Annotated in this window: 13 protein-coding genes; 6 read left to right on the top strand and 7 right to left on the bottom strand. The window is 72.1% G+C overall.

Annotation, left to right across the window (positions count from 1 at the left end):
• Positions 1-31 precede the first annotated feature (31 nt).
• Both asnB and ACZ4TV_RS28075 read right to left on the bottom strand, forming a co-directional pair.
• Complete coding sequence (asnB, locus tag ACZ4TV_RS28080; RefSeq protein WP_468137813.1) at positions 32-2,215, bottom strand: asparagine synthase (glutamine-hydrolyzing); 2,184 nt, start codon at positions 2,213-2,215, stop codon at positions 32-34.
• A gap of 83 nt (positions 2,216-2,298) precedes the next feature.
• A complete protein-coding gene (locus ACZ4TV_RS28075) occupies positions 2,299-2,571 on the bottom strand; it encodes a hypothetical protein (protein ID WP_468137812.1) in 273 nt (90 codons plus the stop codon).
• A 15-nt stretch (positions 2,572-2,586) separates the two neighbouring features.
• On the opposite strand from ACZ4TV_RS28075, the gene ACZ4TV_RS28070 reads away from it, so the two are divergent.
• From ACZ4TV_RS28070 to ACZ4TV_RS28050, 5 genes are all read left to right on the top strand, one after another.
• Positions 2,587-3,165 carry a streptavidin gene (locus ACZ4TV_RS28070; RefSeq protein WP_468137811.1) on the top strand — a complete coding sequence of 193 codons (579 nt, stop codon included), beginning with the start codon at positions 2,587-2,589 and terminating at the stop codon, positions 3,163-3,165.
• A gap of 224 nt (positions 3,166-3,389) precedes the next feature.
• Positions 3,390-4,541 (top strand): MFS transporter, encoded by a 1,152-nt coding sequence (locus ACZ4TV_RS28065; protein WP_468137809.1) that lies wholly within the window; start codon positions 3,390-3,392, stop codon positions 4,539-4,541.
• Between the two features lie 30 nt (positions 4,542-4,571).
• Positions 4,572-5,396 carry an SDR family NAD(P)-dependent oxidoreductase gene (locus ACZ4TV_RS28060; RefSeq protein ID WP_468137808.1) on the top strand — a complete coding sequence of 275 codons (825 nt, stop codon included), beginning with the start codon at positions 4,572-4,574 and terminating at the stop codon, positions 5,394-5,396.
• Positions 5,397-5,438: 42 nt separating this feature from the next.
• On the top strand, positions 5,439-10,151 hold the full coding sequence (locus tag ACZ4TV_RS28055) for an amino acid adenylation domain-containing protein (protein WP_468137807.1): 4,713 nt from the start codon (positions 5,439-5,441) through the stop codon (positions 10,149-10,151).
• Positions 10,148-11,857 carry an AMP-binding protein gene (locus ACZ4TV_RS28050; protein WP_468137805.1) on the top strand — a complete coding sequence of 570 codons (1,710 nt, stop codon included), beginning with the start codon at positions 10,148-10,150 and terminating at the stop codon, positions 11,855-11,857. The genes ACZ4TV_RS28055 and ACZ4TV_RS28050 overlap by 4 nt, the downstream gene beginning before the upstream one ends.
• Before the next feature lie 97 nt (positions 11,858-11,954).
• Here ACZ4TV_RS28050 and ACZ4TV_RS28045 read toward each other — a convergent pair whose 3' ends face one another.
• A complete protein-coding gene (locus ACZ4TV_RS28045) occupies positions 11,955-13,310 on the bottom strand; it encodes a cytochrome P450 (RefSeq protein ID WP_468137804.1) in 1,356 nt (451 codons plus the stop codon).
• A 140-nt stretch (positions 13,311-13,450) separates the two neighbouring features.
• On the opposite strand from ACZ4TV_RS28045, the gene ACZ4TV_RS28040 reads away from it, so the two are divergent.
• Positions 13,451-14,092: a 4'-phosphopantetheinyl transferase family protein gene (locus ACZ4TV_RS28040; protein WP_468137858.1), complete on the top strand. Its 642-nt coding sequence runs from the start codon at positions 13,451-13,453 to the stop codon at positions 14,090-14,092.
• A gap of 62 nt (positions 14,093-14,154) precedes the next feature.
• Here ACZ4TV_RS28040 and ACZ4TV_RS28035 read toward each other — a convergent pair whose 3' ends face one another.
• The 4 genes from ACZ4TV_RS28035 to ACZ4TV_RS28020 are packed head-to-tail and all read right to left on the bottom strand — an operon-like array spanning position 14,155 to position 18,959.
• Entirely contained in the window at positions 14,155-15,372 is a 1,218-nt protein-coding gene (locus ACZ4TV_RS28035) for a 3-deoxy-7-phosphoheptulonate synthase (protein WP_468137803.1), read from the bottom strand.
• 55 nt (positions 15,373-15,427) lie between these two features.
• Positions 15,428-16,696 carry an MFS transporter gene (locus ACZ4TV_RS28030; RefSeq protein ID WP_468137802.1) on the bottom strand — a complete coding sequence of 423 codons (1,269 nt, stop codon included), beginning with the start codon at positions 16,694-16,696 and terminating at the stop codon, positions 15,428-15,430.
• Positions 16,693-18,054, bottom strand: coding sequence for a hypothetical protein (locus ACZ4TV_RS28025; protein ID WP_468137801.1), 1,362 nt, complete (start codon positions 18,052-18,054; stop codon positions 16,693-16,695). Before ACZ4TV_RS28025 ends, ACZ4TV_RS28030 begins: the two co-directional genes overlap by 4 nt.
• Complete coding sequence (locus ACZ4TV_RS28020; protein ID WP_468137800.1) at positions 18,054-18,959, bottom strand: aminotransferase class IV; 906 nt, start codon at positions 18,957-18,959, stop codon at positions 18,054-18,056. The genes ACZ4TV_RS28025 and ACZ4TV_RS28020 overlap by 1 nt, the downstream gene beginning before the upstream one ends.
• Between the last annotated feature and the right edge of the window lie 2 nt (positions 18,960-18,961).

The following is an 18,961-nucleotide window of genomic DNA, read 5'->3' as shown; positions in this document are numbered from 1 at the left end:
CGAGCCGCACCCGCGGCTCAGTTCGTGGCGCTCACCGCGCCGGGACCAGTTCCAGCAGACCGGCTTCGAGGGATTCGTCGAGCAGCGGCCGCATCTCCTCCAGGGCGCAGCCGGCCTCGGCGACCGCCGAGTCCAGTGGCCGCACTCCGTCGAAGGCGCGCAGCAGCCGCAGCCAGTCCCCGTGGGTGATCTGGTCGATGGTGAAGCGCAGCGTGCCGTCGATCACGACGTACGAGGTCTTCGCCTCGGGCGAGTCGTCCAGGACGAGGACCCCGTCGGCCAGCCGCAGGACGCTGACGCCCTCGATCCGGGTCTGCGGGAACAGCTCCTGGATTTCCGGGCCTTCGAAATCGTTCACGCGCAGCTCGTACGGTGCGGGGCCGGGAGCCGGACGGCTGCCGGGCGGATCGACCGTCATCAGGTCGAGCAGGCCCAGGTTGACGACCCGCAGCAGCAGCTCCACGTGGCCGGAGTCCTGGTCCTTCTCCAGCCTGCGCAGCGTCCGGCGGACGTTGGCCTTGTCGAGGTACTGCGCGGCGCGCGGCGAGGAGAGTGCCTCCTCGACCAGTTCGTCACCGCCCCCCGCCAGCATGCGGGTGAACGTCCGGTGGGTGTGCCGGACGCCCTCGCCCTCGTAGAAGGCGAGCTTGGGGCGGCTGGTCACCTCGCCCGGCAGGATGTCGCTGACGGCTTCGCGGATGATCTGCTTGTTCCAGAACAGCCGCTTGCGGTAGGCGCGGGGCACGCTCGCCAGCAGCTCGATGATGCGGTGGTCCAGGAAGGGGACCCGGGCCTCGACCCCGTTGCCGGAGGCGGTGCGGTCCTCGACCCAGAAGTTGTACTGCTGCATGTCGCGGAACTTCCACGCCAGGTAGGAGCCGTACGGATCGTCCACCGCTCCCGGCGCGTACGCGTCCACCGCGGCGTCGCTGAGCAGCGGCAGATCGGTCCCCTCCCACCAGATGGACACGGGGGACTGGGCGCCGAGCGCCTTGCGGCGGGCCAGCGTGCGCAGGTTGCCGTCGAAGTCGTCCCAGTCGCCGCCACCCGAGAGGGCGACGCTGTAGCCGCCGCTGAACTCGTCGGCTCCGGAGCCCAGCAGCATCGCCTTGAGGCCGGGCCGCTCGGCGCGGGCGAACCGGTACATCTCGCTCTTGTAGAACTGCTCCGGCCCGCACTGCGGCGTCTCCATCAGCCACAGCAGGCGGCGCCACTCGCTCGGGGACGGGACCCGGTCCGCGCCGAAGACCACTTGGTGGTGGGGGAGTCCGAGTAGGCCCGCGGTCTCCTGGGCGTACTGGGCGTCCTTGTTGACCACCGTGCTGCCGGTCAGGGCGGAGAAGGTGTGCAGGTCGGTGTGGGCGGACAGGGCGCTGATGGCCGCCGAGTCCAGGCCGCCGCTGAGGAAGACACCGATCTCGGCGTCGGCGTTCAGGCACTCGCGGACCGACGACGCGAGCAGGTCGCCCATGCTCTGCACGAAGAAGCTCTCGGGGAGGTCGCCCGCCTCGGCCGGCTCGGGCAGCTCCCAGTAGCGGTGCACGCGGGTCGCACCGTCGCGCAGGCTGATGTTCATGATGGCGCCGGCCGGGACGTGGTCCACGTCCTTGAACCAGGTCACGGGCTCCTCGTCGACCATGACGGGGGCGGCGCTCAGTGCCTGGTCGGCGAGCGCGCCCGCCCAGTCGACCTCGCGCGGGCAGTCGGGGTGGGCGAAGAGCGCCTTGACCTCCGAACCGAACAGCACGCTGCCGCGGCGGCGGTGGACGAAGAGCGGCTTGATGCCGAGCCGGTCCCGGGCCAGCAGCAGACGCTGCTCACGCAGGTCGATGACCGCGATGCCGAACATGCCCCGGACGTCGTCCAGGAAGTCGATGCCCTTCTCCAGGTAGAGGTGGAGCAGCACCTCGCAGTCGGACTCGCTGCGGAACGCCGCCCGGCCCGCGAGGTTGCGGCGCAGCTCACGGTAGTTGTAGATCTCGCCGTTGCAGGCGAGGATCACATTCCCGTCCTCGCTGATGAAGGGCTGGCGTCCGCCCTCGGGGTCGATCAGTGCGAGCCGGGTGAAGGACATGCAGGCCGGGTCCGTGTGATGGAACTGCATGTCGTCGGGGCCACGGGGACGCAGCGCACGGGCCATGTCGCGCAGAATCTGGTCGGCCGACCCCGCGAGGGCGCTTCCGTCGGTGTGAGCGAATCCGGCAATTCCGCACATGTGGCTTCCGATTCCTCTGTCTCTGGGGCGGTGGAGCGGAACATGCCACGCCTCCCGTGGGGAGGCGTGGCATGTCGTCATCGCTATCGAACGGAAGCGACGATCGTGCCCTGGTCGACCTTCTTGGCCTCCGGCTTGGTGTAAACCTTCATTGCATTCACCTCCTCCGATGCCCTGCGGTCTTTGCTGATGAAGAGCATCCATGCGGGCGGTGTGGCGCCGGTGGCGCGGAGGTGGCGCGCGGGTGTCGCGGCATCCGGGCTTCGAAGGACGGAGTTCGGTTTTCGGTTCGAAGGTCCGGACAAAAGGGCGGGCGGAACACTACGCTGCCGCCCGAAAGGGCCTTCGACCTTCACAGGGGGATCCATCTCATGACGCGTTTACGCCATGTCTCCATCGCGCTCTGCGCCACGCTCCTGACCTTCGTCACCGTGTCCGCGAGCGCTTCCGCGGACACCCGGGGGCCCGTGGCGGCCGACACCGCGGAAGCCGGGTCCGGGACGACCGCCCGCCCGGCCATCGTCGGGACCTGGTACAACCAGCTCGGCTCGACCATGGTCGTGACCAGGGCCGCGAACGGCGGGTTCGTCGGAACGTATGAGTCCGCGGTCGGCAACGCCGAGAACCAGTACGTGATGACCGGCCGCTACGACAGCGCGCCCGCCGCCGACGGCAGCGGCACCGCCATCGGCTGGACGGTCGCCTACCGCAACGCCTACCGCAACGCCCACTCCGTCGCCACGTGGAGCGGCCAGTACGTCGGCGGCGGCCAGGAGCGGATCGTGACCCAGTGGCTGCTGACCTCCGGCACCACCGCCGCCAACCAGTGGAGGTCCACGGTGGTCGGCCACGACGAGTTCACGCGGGTCAAGCCCTCCGCCGCCGACATCGAGAAGGCCCGGCGGCTGGGCGTAGCCGATGCGAATCCGCCGGCCGCCGGCCAGGACTGATCCGGCCGCCGCGCCGGCCAAGTGATCCGCCCGCCGCGAGGGTTGTTCCGCGGTGGGCGGTTCACGCATGTCCGGGCCGGATTCGGGCGATCTTGGCGCAGATCCGCCGTTGGCCTGCAACTTCCGTTGTGGGAGTGTGGTTCCGACTCCGGTTCGCGCGGTCTCCGCGACCCGTGCCATGATCACATTCGGCACTGACCAGCCGGGGGCAGGGGGTTCTTTTCGTGTTGGGCAAGATCTCGACGCTCGCGCTCGGGGCGTTCGCAGTGGGGACGAGCGGCTACGTCGTCACCGGCGTGCTGCCACAGCTGAGCGAGGAGCTGTCCGTCTCGCTGTCCACGGCGGGGCTGCTGACCACCTCCTTCGCCGTGGCGTACGCGATCGGCTCCCCGCTGCTGGCCGTGGCCCTGGGCGGGTGGCGCCGCCGCCCGCTGATCATCGCCGCCCTGCTGGTCGCCGCGGCCGGCAACGCGCTGGCCGCGCTGGCGACGGACTTCGGCGTCCTGATGGCCGCCCGGATCCTCACGGCCGTGGGCGCGGCGGTGTTCACCCCGGCGGCCACCGCGGTCGCCGCCGAGCTGAGCGGGCCGGAACGCAGGGCGCGCGCGGCGGCCTGGGTGTTCGGCGGACTGGTCACGGCCACCATCGTCGGTGTCCCCGCCGGAACGCTGCTCGTCGGCCCCCTCGGCTACCGGGGCGTCTTCTGGCTGGTCGCCGGATTCTGCGCGCTCGCCGCGGTGGCCGTCGCGGTGGCCGTGCCCCACGTCGCGGCGCCCCCGAGGGTGACGCTGCGCCGGCGCGTCGAGGCCGCCTCGGACGCCCGGGTGGTCACCGTCCTCGGGATCACCCTGGCCGCCAGCCTCGGGGTGTTCACCGTCTACACGTACGCGGCCCCGGTGCTGGCCGACACCGTCGGAGCGCACGGCACCGGGCTGAGCCTGCTGCTGTTCGGCTACGGGATCGGCGGTGCCATCGGCAACGTCATCGGCGGTGTCGCGGCCGACCGGTACGGCTACCGGATGCCGCTGCTGGTGGCCGTGTCCGGCAGCGTGCTCGCGCTGTCGGCGCTGTCCGTGGTGCACAGCACCGCGATCGCCGCCGCGCTGCTGTTCGTGTGGGGCGTATCGAGCTGGGCGTTCAACCCGCCGGTGCAGCGCCGACTGCTCGAACTCTCCCCGGGCGCCGGCGGTCTGCTGCTCGCGCTCAACGCGTCGGCCCTGTACCTGGGCATCGGCCTGTCCGGGGTCGTCGGCGGTGCCGTGCTGGATCACGTCGGCATCGCCGCGGTGGCGCTGACCGGAGCACTGCTGTGCTGTGTCGCGGTCGTGATCCACATGCTGTCCGGCAGGCGTGCTGCTCCGCAGCCGTCTCGATAACTCTGTCCCACTCGGCAAAGGACGATGGTCGTGCGCGAACTGAACAATGTCGTGGGAATCGTCACCGGGGCGTCGCGCGGTGTCGGCCCGCACATCGCCGAGCACTTGGCGAAGGCCGGTGTCCGGCTGGCACTCGTCGCCCGCTCGGAGGAGGGCCTGCGGGCCACCGCGGACAGGATCGGAGCGTACGGTCCCAAGCCGCTCGTGGTGCCCGCCGATGTTTCCGACGAGGAGGCGCAGCGGCGGATCGTCGAAACCGTCTGCCGTGAACTGGGGCCGCCCGGGCTGCTGGTCAACAACGCCGGCATCGAGCACATCACCCGGTTCCAGGACGCCTCGGTCGAGAGCATCAGAAGAGTCCTGCTGGTGAACCTCTTCGGTGCCGAGGCGATGACCAGGCTGGTGCTGCCGCACATGCTCGAAGCCGGGCGCGGGCACGTGGTCAACATCGGTTCCGTGGGCGGACGTACGGCCTATCCGTACGCCACGATCAACTCCTCGGCCAAGCACGGTCTGGTCGGCTTCACCTGGTCGCTGCGCGAGGAGCTGCGGGGGACCGGGGTGGGGGTGTCGGCCGTGTATCCCACACTGATCGCCGACGTCGGCATCTCCGCCGGCTGGCAGGCCGGCCGGCGCCCGCCGCTGCTCGGCCGGGTCGGGCCCGACGACGTCGCGCACGCCGTGCTGAAGTGCGTCAGGGAGAACAAGGTGGAGATCACCGTGGCTCCCGTCATGGAGAAGGTCGCCGACGTGGTCAGCGCCCTCTCTCCCCGCCTTACCGCCTGGATCGCCCGGAAGGGCGGCATCTACGCCTATCTGCGCAAGGTTGCCGATGCGCAGGCCACATCGCAATAACACGCTGAACCAGCATGACTGGCTGGTTGATACGGGGGATTGATGTCCGAGATATCCGCTGCGCCCACTCCCGACCAGGACGGGCGCCTGCACCAGATCCGAGACCTGCTGGCGGGGGTCAACAGCGACTACGACCGCTGGGTCGATCCGCAGGAGCCTTTGTTCCTCGACTCCTTGGACGCCGTACGGTTCAAGTCCGCGATCGACACCGCGTGCACCGTCGACCTTCCGCTGGAGATGTTCTTCGGCCACTGCACGCTCGAAACGCTCGCGGAGGCGCTGCTCAACCATGGTACGGACGGCGGGTCGGTCCCGCAGCTGGTTCCGGCACCCGAGCGCGACCACGAGCCCTTCGACCTGACCGACGTCCAGCAGGCGTACTGGCTGGGCAGCCGGGGATTCGACCTCGGCGGGCGCTCCGCCCACTTCTACGTCGAAGTGGATCTGTTCGCGGCGGACCGCGAACGCGTCGAGGAGGCGTTCAACACCCTGATCGGCCGCCACGGCATGCTGCGGGCGGCCCTGCTGCCCGACGGCCGCCAGCAGGTGGCGCGCGAGGTGCCGTACTACCCCCTGCGCCACGGCGACCTGAGCGGGCTCCCGGAGGCCGACCGCCGATGTCGCCTGGAGGAGACACGCGAGGAGATGGCCGCCCAGGTCTTCGACCCGCACACCTGGCCCCTGTACGACATCCGCAGCCACCAGCTGGAAGCCGGCCGGCTGCGCCTCCACATCAGCATCGACCTGCTGTTCGTCGACGCCGGCAGCATCCAGGTGCTGCTGGCCGAGTGGATACGCCTCGTCCTCGACCCCGAATCCCTCGGCCCGGCCCCCGAGCCGACCTTCCGCGACTACCTCGAAGCCGTAGCCGCACACCGTACGCAGCCCGGCTACGAGCTGGCCCGCGCCTACTGGACCGACCGCGCCGATGCGCTGCCGCCGGCTCCCGAGCTGCCCGTCCGGAGCGTCGCCGACGCCCAGGCCCCCGCCTTCGTGCGCCGCGAGCGCCGCGTGCCCGGCCGGGTGTGGCGGCAGATCAGGGACCGCGCGAACGCCCTGGGCGTCACCCCCTCCGTGCTGCTGTGCGCCGCGTACGCGCAGGTGCTGCGCACCTGGAGCCGCACGTCCCGGTTCACCCTCAATCTCACGCTCGCCGACCGCCCGGCCTGGCACGCCGACATCGACCGGCTGATCGGCGACTTCACCAGCACGATCCTGCTGGAGTGCGATCTCGGCGGCGCCCGGGACCTGGCGACGGCCGCGGGCCGGATCCAGACGCAGCTGCGCCAGGACCTGGCCCACGCCCGGTTCAGCGGTGTCGAGGTGCAGCGCGAGCTGGGCCGCCGCGGCGACGGCACGCAGGCGCGGATGCCAGTCGTCTTCACCAGCCTCCTGCGCGAGCAGGACAGCCTCGGCTCCCTCGAAGGCATGGTCTTCGAGACCGCGTACGCCCTCTCGCAGACGCCGCAGGTCTACCTGGACAACCAGGTCGTGGCCCGCGGCAGCGACCTGCTGATCAGCTGGGACGCCGTGGAGGAGATGTTCCCCGAGGGCGTGCTCGACGACATGTTCGCCGCCTACCTCGACCTGGTCGAGCGCATCGCGGAGCAGGAGACGCCCTCCCCGGTCACCCCGCCGTCGAAGCAGCTCGCCGTGCGCGCCGCTGTGAACGACACCGCCGGCCCGCTGCCGGACGAGCTCCTGCACGCCGCCGTCGGCCGGCAAGCCGCCGCGCACCCCGGCGCGCCGGCCGTGATCACGGCCGACGGCACGCTCACCTACGGCGAACTCGACCGCCGCGCCGACCAGATCGCCCACCGGCTGCGCGCGCTGGGCGTGGCGCCCAACACGCTGGTCGCCGTCCTCATGCACAAGGGATGGCAGCAGGTCCCCGCCGTACTGGGAGTGCTCCGCTCCGGCGCGGCCTACCTGCCGGTGGACGCGGGCCTGCCGCGGGAGCGCGTCGACCAGCTGATCGGGGCGGGCGAGGTGACGGTGGCCCTCACCCAGCCCGGAGCGTACGTCCCGGCGGGCGTCACCGCCCTGGTCGTGGACACCCAGCCCTGGCAGGACGTGCCGGACGGACCGGCCCCGGCGCCGGACACCGGCCCCGACGACCTCGCGTACGTCATCTTCACCTCGGGATCGACCGGCCGCCCCAAGGGCGTGATGATCAGTCATCGTGCCGCGGTGAACACGGTCGACGACATCAGCACCCGCTTCGCCGTCGGCCGCGAGGACCGGGTCCTCGCCCTGTCCTCGCTGAGCTTCGACCTGTCCGTGTACGACGTCTTCGGCGTGCTCGGAGCCGGTGGAGCGCTGGTGCTGCCCGCGCCCGGCGAGGACCGCGACCCCGGCCGCTGGGCCGCGCTGGCGGACGAGCACCGGGTGACTCTGTGGAACACCGTCCCTCCGTTGCTCGAGCTGCTGGTGGAGCACTGCGAGCAGCAGGACGCCGCGTTCCCGCGATCGCTGCGGACGGCTCTGCTCAGCGGCGACTGGATCCCGCTGACCCTGCCCGGCCGGGTCCGGGCCATCGCCCCCGGCGCGCCGGAGCTGATCAGCCTCGGCGGCGCGACCGAGGCGGCGATCTGGTCGATCTGGCACCCGATCGACCGCATCGATCCCTCGTGGCACAGCATTCCGTACGGCACCCCCTTGCGGAATCAGACCTTCCATGTCCTGGACGCCGATCTCACCGACAAGCCGGACCACGTCACCGGTGACCTTCACATCGGGGGCGTGGGAGTGGCCCAGGGGTACTGGCGCGACCCCGAGCGCACCGCGGCGCAGTTCGTCGTCCACCCGGTCACCGGCGAGCGCCTCTACCGGACGGGCGACCTCGGCCGCTACCGGCCCGACGGCACCCTCGAACTCCTCGGCCGGGACGACTTCCAGGTCAAGATCGGCGGCCACCGGATCGAGCTGGGCGAGATCGAGGCCGTGCTCAGCGGCCACCCGGGGGTGCGGACGGCGGTCGTCGTGGCCCAGGACGCCCGGCGGCTGATCGCCTACGCCGTACCCGAGACCGGCGCCGCCTTCGCGGACGACGAGCTGCGCACGCACCTCGCCGCCAAGCTCCCCTCGTACATGGTCCCCTCGGTCGTCGTGACCCTGGACCGGCTGCCGATGAGCGCCAACGGAAAGCTCGACCGGCGCGCGCTGCCGGTGCCGGAGGCCACCGCACCGGGAGACGAGCCGCCCGCGACCCCGGCGGAGGAGACCCTGGCCCGCGCCTGGGCCTCCGTACTCCCGGTGCGGAGGATCGGCCGCCACGACAACTTCTACGCGCTCGGCGGGGATTCCCTCCTGGGCGTACGCGTCGTGGCCAAGGCCGCCGAACAATGCCTCCACCTCAGCCTCGCGGACTTCTTCGCCCATCCGACCGTCGCCGGGCAGGCCGAACTCGCGACGGACCGGCCGGCGGCCGCGGCGGACCAGACGGAGATCACCGGGCGGGCCGGCCTGTCGCCGAGCCAGCTCTGGTTCTTCGAGCAGGACTTCGCCGCGGCCGACCACTGGAACGGCATGTGGCCGGTCTTCGAACTGGACCGGCGGCTGGAACCGCAGGCGCTGCGGGAGGCCCTCGCCACCGTGCTGGCCCACCACGACGGACTGCGCGCCAGGTTCCGCACCGACGAGCAGGGCCCGTACGCGGAACTTCCCGGCGTGCGGCCGTTGGACGGGTCCAGGGTCACGGAGGTCGACCTCGGCGAGGTCGCCGACGCCGACGTCGAGGCGGAGATCGCCCGGTACGTCGCGCTCCGCAACGGCCGGCTCGACCTGGCCGAGGGCATGACCGTCCAGCTCACCCAGTTCGACCTCGGCCCGCGGCGGGGCCCCCGGCTCCTCGTCAGCGCCCACTGGCTGGTCATGGACTACTACTCCTCCAGGGTGTTCTACGAGGACCTGCGCACCGCCTACTTCGCCATCGAGCGGGGCGACGCACCGGTCCTGCCGCCCAAGACGGCCTCGCTGCCGCAGGCCGCGGCGCAGCTCCACGCCCATGCGGCGAGCCAGGAGGTCGAGGCCGAACTCCCGTACTGGAGCAGGCTCGCCGATCTCCCGCCCGCACCGCTGCCCGTCGACCACCGCCTCGGCGCCAACACGCAGGCCTCCGCCGTCCGCCACTTCACCGAAGTGACCGGCGAAACCGCCGCCGCGGTGGTGACCGGGCTGCCGCGCCGGCAGGGTGCCGAGATCCGCGAGGTCCTGCTGACCGCGCTGGCCCGGACCGTGACCGACTGGACGGGCCAGCCGGAACTGCTCGTCGAGGTGGAGGGGCACGGCCGCCAGCGGGCCTTCGGCTCGCTGGACATCTCCCGCACGGTCGCCCGGTTCTCCACCCTGTCGCCGCTGGCCCTGCGCCCGGGCGACCTCGCCTCGGTGCGCGAACAGGTGCGGAAGATGCCCCACCACGGAGTCGGCTACGGCCTGCTGCGGTACCTGCACCCCGACCCCGCGGTCCGGGCCCGGATGGCCGAGGTTCCGGTACCGGAGATCGGGTTCAACTACTGGGGCGACGTCAGCGAGTACTTCACCGGCGACGCCCGCCCGGTGGTCGACTCGTTCGGCCACCACCGCAGCGACCTCGGCCACCGCACCAGGACGCTCGACCTGATGGCGATGGTCTCGGACGGCACCCTGCGGCTGGTGTGGACGTACAGCGCCAACCTGCACACGGAAACGACCATCCGGGCCCTGGCCGACCGCTTCATCGAAGAACTGCACACGCTGGCGCGGAGCGCCGCATGAACGGGGAAGAGAAGATCATGGACCATCCGCGTCCCGAGGAGATGTTCGGCGCGGTGACCGTGCCCGAGGTGCTGGAGCTCGCCGCGACCACCGCGCGCGGCATCACCGTGGTGAACCGGCAGCTCGACCAGACCCCGCTGCCGTACGCGCTGCTGGCCGCCGGCGCCCGGCGGGTGGCCGGCGGGCTGGCCAGGGCGGGCGTGGTCAAGGGAGACCGCGTCGCCATCGTCTCCTCCACCTCGCCGGGCTTCCTGCTCAGCCTGTTCGGTGTCTGGCGGGCGGGCGCCGTGCCCGTCATCCTGCCGCTGCCGCACCGGCTGTCGGACCTGCCGGAATTCGTCGCCGAGATCAACCGCCGGCTCGACCACGTGGACGCGCGCTGCGTGGTCGTCGCCGATGCCTTCGGTGACTTCGTGACCGGCCGCATCACCGGCGACCGGCCCGTGCTGACCTGCGGTGAACTGGCCGCGGAACGCGAGGAGATCAGCGGGCCGGTCCAGACCCGACCCGAGGACCTCGCGTACCTGCAGTTCACCTCGGGCACCACCGGTCTGCCCCGGGCGGTCGCCCTCACCCACCGGCAGATGCTCACCAACGCCGCCGTCTGCTGTGAGCGGCTGGAGCTGGAGCGGGACCGCAGCGTGCACGTGAGCTGGCTGCCGCTCTACCACGACATGGGCCTGATCTCCGTGCTCTCCGGCATGGCCTACCGGATCAAGCTGGTGCTGCAGCCGCCGGAGGACTTCCTGGCCCGGCCGGACTCCTGGGTCGACGCCCTGTCCCGGTTCAAGGCCACCAGTACGGTCGCTCCGAACTTCGCCTACGGACTCGCCGCGCAGGGCATGCGGCTGCGCCCGCGCGCACTGGACCTGTCCGCCCTGGAGGTGTGCGGGGACGGCGCGGAGCCGATCCGCGCCGCCACCCTCGAACAGTTCGTGGAGGCCGGCGCCGCCTACGGGCTCCGGCCGCAGGCGATGACCCCGATGTACGGGCTGGCCGAGGCGACCCTGGCCGTCGCCATGGGCGAGGCCACCCGGCCGCTGGTCTGGGACCACGTGTCCCGGGAGGGCCTGCAGGCGGGCGCGGTCGCCCGCCCGGTGCCCGCCGACGCCCCCGACGCCCGCGCGCTGGCGGTCTGCGGCCCCCCGGTTCCCGGAGTCCGGATCGAGATCAGGGACGAGGACGGCACGCCGCAGGGCGAGCGGCAGGTCGGCGAGATCTGCGTGAACAGCCCCTCCCTGATGCAGGGCTACTGGGAGGACCCCGAGGCGACCGCGGCCGTCCTGCGCGACGGCTGGCTGCGCACCGGCGACCTCGGCTACCGGACGCAGGACGGAGGCCTGGTGGTCTGCGGCCGCGTCAAGGACATGATCATCGTCTCGGGCCGCAACCTGTACCCCGAGGACTACGAGCACGTCGCCGCCAAGGTGGACGGCGTACGGCCCGTGTGCGCGGCGTTCGCGGTGCCGGACACGGAGCGGATGATCGTGGCCTTCGAGACCGCGAAGGGCTTCGAGAACCACGCGGAGCTGGCGCACCTGGTGATGAAGCGGCTGCGCGAGCACCTCGGCCACGCCCCCGACAAGGTGGTGGCCCTGGACAAGGGCGCGATACCGCGCACCTCCTCCGGCAAGGTCCAGCGCGCCCTGTGCCGGGAGCGGTACCTCACGGGGCGGCTGCCGGTCTTGGCGGAACTCGCCCGCTGAACTGGCACTGTCACTGTCGCTGACACCAACGACCGAGGCCGCGGCCGCCCCGTACGGGGCAGCCGCGGCCTCGGTCGTCTCCGTCGCCCCGGCGGCGTCAGCGCCGCCGGCTCACCACCAGACGCGCACCCCGGGAGGGGATCAGCGTGACGTGGTGGGCCTTCTGCTCCTCCGGGGCGGGCCGGTCGGGCCGGATCTCGTACCGTACGAGCACCTCGCGCAGCGCCACCGTCGCCTCCAGCAGCGCGAAACCGGCACCGATGCAGCGGCGGGCCCCACCGCCGAACGGTATCCAGGTGTTGGCCGGCGGCTGGCCGTCGAGGAAGCGCTCGGGACGGAACTCGTCCGGCTGGTGGTGGTACTCCGGGTCCGACTGCACCATCCCGATGGCCGGCATCACCGTGGCTCCGGCGGGCAGCCGGTAGCCGCCGACCGTGAGCGGCTTCGTCAGCTGCCTGGCCACCTCGTACACCACGGGCTTGAGCCGCAGCGCCTCCTTGGCCACGGCCGTGAGATAGGCGTCGTCGCCCTCGTCCGCGGCCCGCTGCGCCCGGCGCAGCTGCTCGGGCTCGCGGACCAGCTCGTGCAGGGCCCAGGCCAGACCCGTGGCCGTGGTCTCGTGCCCGGCGAGGAGCAGCGTGATGAGCTGGTCGCGCAGTTCCGCGTCGCTGAAGCCGCCGCCCTCCTCCTTCTCCGCCGCCTGGAGCAGGCGTGACAGCACGTCGGTCCGGCTGTGCAGGTCGGCGGCGCGGCGCCGGTCGGTGATCTCCGCGTACAGCAGCTCGTCCAGCCCCCGCTGGAGGTTGACGTGGTGGCGCCACGGCCCGAAGCGCCGCAGCAGCGGGTAGGGGAGCCCCAGCAGGGTGACCGGGCCGATGTCCGCGATGCCGCGCACGAGCGGGCGCATCCGCTTCAGCCTGGCTTCGTCGGTCACCCCGAACACCACCTGGAGAATCACCTCCAGGGTCAGGGCCTGCATCCTCTCGTGGGAGCTGAAGACGGTCTCCTCGGGCCAGCTCTCCACCTCCGCCCTGGTCAGTTCGCCGACCATCTCCTGGTAGCCGGCCAGCGCGGCGCCGGTGAAGGCGGGCATCAGCAGCCGCCGGGACCTGCGGTGCTCGCCCTCGTCGGTGAGGAGCACCGAGTGGTCACCGAGAGCCGGTCCCATGATCGCGTTGCCCTCGCCCGCGTGCAGGACGTCCACCGGACCGCCGAAGACGGTCTTGATGTCCTCCTGCTTGGTGAGGATCACCAGATGGCGGGTCGGAGTGGTGAGCCGGAGGGTGAAGATGTCCCCGTGCTTGCGGCGGAGCAGCGGAAACAGCCGGTGCCGGTACTGGGCGAACAGCAGGGTCTGGACCACCGCGGGCAGGCGCAGACCCGGCGGCCGCTTCGCCGAGCCCGTCGCGGTCACACCCATGGCGGTCGACACGTCATCAATACCGCTGGTCATAGCGGACATCCCCCTCGGTGAACGAACTTCTGCGTTTCGTTCGCGTGCACGTGCTGGTCCCGACTCACGCTAGCAGTCGGACGGATGGGCAGAAATGGCGGAAGAACCGTTCCGGTCGTTAGGGTCCCGAGGTGCTCGAAATGATCCTGCCGACCACTGTGGTGTGCGCCGAAAGCTTTGCCGACGTACCCGAATCCACCCTGTACCCCGAGGAGTTGGCGGCCCTCGGGGCGGCCCGCCACGAAGGGCGGCGGCGGGAGTTCGCCACGGTCCGGCACTGCGCCCGGCGGGCCCTGGCCGAGCTCGGCGAACCGCCCGTAGCGGTGCTGCCCGGCGAGCGCGGGGCGCCGGCCTGGCCGCGCGGGGTGGTCGGGAGCATGACGCACAGTGCCGGGTACCGGGCGGCGGTGGTGGCGCGCAGTGCGGAGGTACGGGCCGTGGGGATCGACGCCGAGCCCCATGAGGCGCTGCCCGGGCGGGTCCTGGGTGCCGTCGCCCGCCCCGAGGAGCGGGAGCGGCTGTCCGCCCTCGCCGCCGTGTGCCCCCAGGTGCACTGGGACCGGCTGTTGTTCTGCGCGAAGGAGGCCGTGTACAAGGCGTGGTTCCCGATGACACGTCGTCGGCTGGGCTTCGGGGACGCGTCGGTCGCCTTCGACTGGTCGGCCGGGACCTTCCGTGCTGAGGTCACCGAACGGGGGGCGTCCGCCCTCACCCTCTTCGAGGGGCGCTGGTCGGCCACCGGGGGGCTGCTCCTCGCCGCCGTCGTGGTGCCGGAGCGCTGACCGGTGCGTCGACCGGTGCGCCGACCGGTGCGTCCGACCGGTGCGTCGACCGGCTCTGTGTCTCAGCCGCGCCAGGCGGACACCACTTCGAGCGCCTGGTCCAGGTTCAGCCGGGGATCGCACAGCGGTGTGGTCCGGCCTTCGAGACCGGTCAGGCCGCCGCTGTCGGTGACGCACTCCAGCACCTCGTCGGGGGTGGCCTCCAGGTGCAGCCCGCCGGCGGTCCCGCGGGAGGATTCCACGGCGTGCTGGAAGCCCCGGACCTCCCGGACGATCTCCTCGACGAGGCGGGTCTTGCGGCCGCCCGGGGTGGTGACGGTGTTGCCGTGCATCGGATCGCACATCCAGACCACGGGATGCCCCGCCCGCCGTACGGCGTCGACGAGGGCGGGAAGGTTCCGCCCCACCGCCCCGGCGCCCTGACGGGCGATCAGGGTGAGCCGGCCGGGCTGCCGGTCAGGATCGAGCAGCCCGCACAGTTCGACCAGCTCCGCCGGGGTCATCGTCGGCCCGACCTTGCACGCGACCGGATTGTGCAGCGAGGAGAGCAGGCGTACGTGGGCTCCGCCGGTGGAGCGGGTGCGCTCGCCGATCCAGGGCCAGTGGGTGGAGGAGAGGAACGCCCGCCCCGCCCCGTCCCCGCGCACCAGCGGGAGTTCGTAGTCGAGGACGAGGGCCTCGTGGCTGGTCCAGGTGGTGGTGAAGTCCCATCCGGTGTCCGTCCGCAGCGCCGCGTGCACGGCCTGGGCGGCGCGGTAGCAGTCCGTGAGGCGGCGCGGGTCGTGTGCGCGGGCCGCCGCGTCCGGCTCCGGCCGGTTCACCATGTGGCCCCGGAAGACGGGGAGTTCCCGGTCCCCGTGGCGCTCCGTCGTGCGCGAGCGCGGCTTGGCGTACTGTCCGGCCATGCGGCCGACCCGTACCGTCGGCTTGCCGGTGATCTCTGAGAGGGCCGAGGCGAGGACGTCGAGCATGCGGACCTTGTCGCGCACGGCCCCGGGGGTGCTGTCGGCCGGGTCCTCGGCGCAGTCCCCGGCCTGCAGGACGCTCACGGTGCCCTGTGCGGCCTCGGCGACGAGGAGGCCGAACCTGCCGATGTCACGGGCTCCGACGAGCCCCGGCGCGGCGCGCAGCTCCCCGACCGCCGCGCCGAGCGCCGGGTGACCGGCCCAGTCGGGCTGCTGGGACGCCGGCAGCGCGGCGATGTGTTCCAGGGCCTCGGCCGGGTAGGGCGCGCCTCCGGACCAGCCCGGTTTGTCGATAAGAGATATGCCGTGCGGCATCGTGTTCCCCCTGTGTGCGGTGCTGTTCTCGCGAATGGTGCTGTGGTGGTGGGTGTCATGTGGCCGGCTTCCCGGCCGGCAGGCGGGGTGCGGCGGGTTTGATGGTCAGGCCGCGCACGCTGGCGCTGCACAGGGCCAGGCCGGTGGCCGTGACGACGAGTACGGCGCCGGCCACCAGTGTGGTGTCGATGCCCACGTGCAGCGCGATCGGGCCGGCGGCCACCTCGCCGATCGGGATGGCGATGAAGGAGCCGAGCGCGTCGTAGGAGTAGACGCGGGCCAGTCGCTCGGGAGGAATGTTCTCCTGGAGCGACACGTCCCAGGCGACCGCGAGCTGTTCGAGGGCGATCCCGTTGATGAACATCGCCACCAGCAGCAGGGCGGTGTGCGAGGTGGTCGCGAGGGCGAGCAGCGGCACCGCCTCGAAGGCGCCGACGGCCGCACCGATCCGCAGGGCGTGCCGGGGCTGGGTACGGGCCGCGATGACGCCGCCCGCGAAAGCGCCCGCCGTCTGCGCGGCGAGCAGCAGTCCCCAGGTCGTCCGCCCGAAGGACTGGTCGGCGATGGTGGGCCCGAGGACCTGCAGCCCGCCGGCGACGACCGCGTTGATGACCAGGAACTGGAGCACCACCACCCACACCCAGGTGCGGGAGGTGAACTCCGACCAGCCCTCGCGCAGTTCGGCCAGCGGGCGGGCCGGACCCCCCGCCGCCGACGGGGCCTTCGCCACCCGGATCCCCGCGAAGCACAGCCCCGCCACCAGGAACACCGCCGCGTTCACCGCGATGCCCCAGCCCGGGCCCGCGAAGCCGACGACGATGCCGCCGGTCGAGGCCCCGAGGACCATGCCCGCGTTGACGGCCATCCGGACGAACGCGTTGGCCGGCCGGATCATCCCGGACGGGACGGTCTGCGGCACCAGCGCGGCCGCCGCCGGCAGGGACACCGCGGACACCATGCCGTTGATGACGCTGATGACGACCAGGACCGGGATGGAGGCGAAGCCGAGCAGCACGCTCGCGGCGATCACGGCCTGGGCCAGCCCCGCGGCCACGCTCGACCCCTGGAGGACCAGCCTGCGCGGCAGCCGGTCGGCGATCACGCCGCCGAACAGCAGCAGGGCCACATTGGCCACCGACCGCGCCCCGACGACGATCCCCAGGTCGATCAGGGAGCCGGTCAGGTCGAGCACCGCGAACGAGAGCACGATCGGCGCCATCGCGTTGGCGAAGTACGTGGCCATGCGCCCCCCCGCCAGGCAGCGGAAGTTCCGCTGCCGCAGGGGGTCCAGCAGAGTGGGCGCGCGGGTGCCGTCGCCGCTCACGGCCCGACCGTCGGACTCTCCACGATCAGCACGCTGTTGGAGGCAGCGCCCTGATGCGTGTTGATGAGTTCACCCGGCTTGGGGGTGGCGTGCCGGACGTAGACGCCCGAGAGCCGGCGGCCGTACATCATCGGCCCCAGTACGCAGGGGACGGCGGCGCTGCGGATCTCGCCGGTCGTGTCGTGCGCGAACTCGAAGGTGACGAGGTCGGCGTCCACCACCCGCTGGAGGATGTGGTCCTCCTTCTCGGCGGCCTTCAGGAGCAGCTCCCGCCACTCCTCCTCGGTCACCGAGCGGCCCATGGTCACCCCGGCGCCGCCGTAGCCGTCGCCGGGCTTGAGCACCAGGGAGGTCCGGTCCTCGCCGAGGGCGTCGGCCCGGGCCATGGTGGTGTGCGGGATGTGCCGGCGTACGAAGTCCTGATCGGCCGGATCGAGCAGCGCGAGGTCCTCCCAGATCCAGGCCAGCACCCGCTTGTCGCTGACGGGGCTGGTGGCCTCCGGGGTGTACATCCCGGCCGTGCCCGCCTTCAGGGCCTGTCCCAGGGCGTCGAGACCGGGACCCGCCTGCTCGACGGGCATGAAGAGCCGGAACACCCCGTGCGCGATCTGCTCGCCGGCGCGCAGCCGCTGCCGGTCGTCGAGGGTCAGCTCGTCCAGCGGATACCCGACGACGGTGATGCCGTACGCCTCGCCCCGTTCCCCCATGGGCGCGAGGAAGGAGATGAAGTCGTCCAGGTCGGCCAGCGAGTCCAGGCCGTCCTCGTGGAAGACGGGGACGAGCAGGCACGTGCCCCCGGCCAGGCCGAGGAAGGCGACCAGCTCGGCGAAGAACGCGTCGACCGCGGAGGGCGGGGTGCGCAGCAGACCCGCCGAGGAGCCCGGTCCGGCGCCGGCGGGGCCGGCGTAGACCTCCTGGAACTGCGCGGCGATGAGGTCCGCCTCGATGGCTCCGCCGATCGCCCCGTCGATGTTGAGCTCGACGACCTTGGGGACGCCGCGCTCGACCATCACGTCGGCGCGCAGGGAGGTCAGCAGCCGTGCGGTGAGCGGCTCGGCCGGATCCAGGAGCGGGAACTGCTCCCGGGGCATGGACAGGGCGTCGAGCAGCCCGCCGGCCGTGCTCACCCGGCGCAGGCACGCGTCGAGCACCAGACCCGCCGCGCGGTCCGCGACCGCGCCGACGAGCTCGTACGCGTCGGCGCCCAGCATGAGGGGCCGGGTCGGGCACCAGGAGTCCGCCAGGCGCGGCACTCCGGCGTGGGCCCGGCGCCAGTGGTCCCTGCCGAGCGCGGCGACCTTCCCGCGCACCTCCTCGGGAAGGGTGTCGTACAGGTCCACCACGGGTGCGTCGCGCATCAGACCGACACCCACTTCGCGTACCCCGGGAGCCGACCGAGCTCCGCCCGCTGGTAGCTCCGTACGATCTCGGCGACCACGGGGTTGTCCGTGTCGAACTCGGTCCCGTCCACGCACCGGACTGGGCGCACCCCGCCGGCGGTGCTCGCCACGCACAGCGCGTCGCAGGCCGCCAGGTCCGCGGCGGTCAGCGGGCTCCGGTCCACCTCGTACCCGAGATCGCCGGCGATCTCGATGACGGAGGCCACGGTGATCCCGTCGAGGGCGGCCGCGGAGTCGGGCACCAGGAGGGTGCGGCCGCGTACCCCGAAGACGTTCTGCACGGTGCACTCGGCGACGAAGCCGGTGTCGTCCAGCAGCAGCGCGTCGTCGTAGCCGCGCCGCTGGGCGTCCATCCAGGCGATCCTGGAGTTGAGGTAGCCGGCGGACACCTTCGCCTTGGTCGGGAAGGCGTGCGGACTGAGCCGGGCGACCGAGGACAGGGTCAGGCGGGGCCGCTGCGCGCGGATCACCTCGTCGAAGGCCGATACGTCGAAGGCCAGGACGGCCACCTGGGCCTCGGCGCCGGGCGTGGCCAGGCCGAGCACCCCGTCGCCCAGGAAGGCGATGGGGCGCAGGTAGGCCCGGCGCAGCCCGTTGGCGGTCAGCGTCTCGTGGCAGGCGGCGGCCAGTTCGGCGGGGGACTGGGCGAGCGTCGTCCCCACCAGACGGCACGACTCGGCGAACCGGGTCATGTGCTCCTCCAGCCGGAAGACGTGGTGGCCGCCGTCCTCCGAGGGGAAAGCGGAGATGCCCTCGAAGACACAGAGCCCGTAGTGGAGGCTGTGGTTGGCGAGGGTCAGCGCGGTGTCCCCGGCGGGGACCACACTTCCCTGCCACCACATGAGCTTCGCTGGTCGGTTCATTT

This window comes from Streptomyces sp. NPDC028910, from assembly GCF_055564955.1.
The sequence above is the reverse complement of the archived record's forward strand: the minus strand, read 5'-3'. Positions and strand labels throughout refer to the sequence as shown.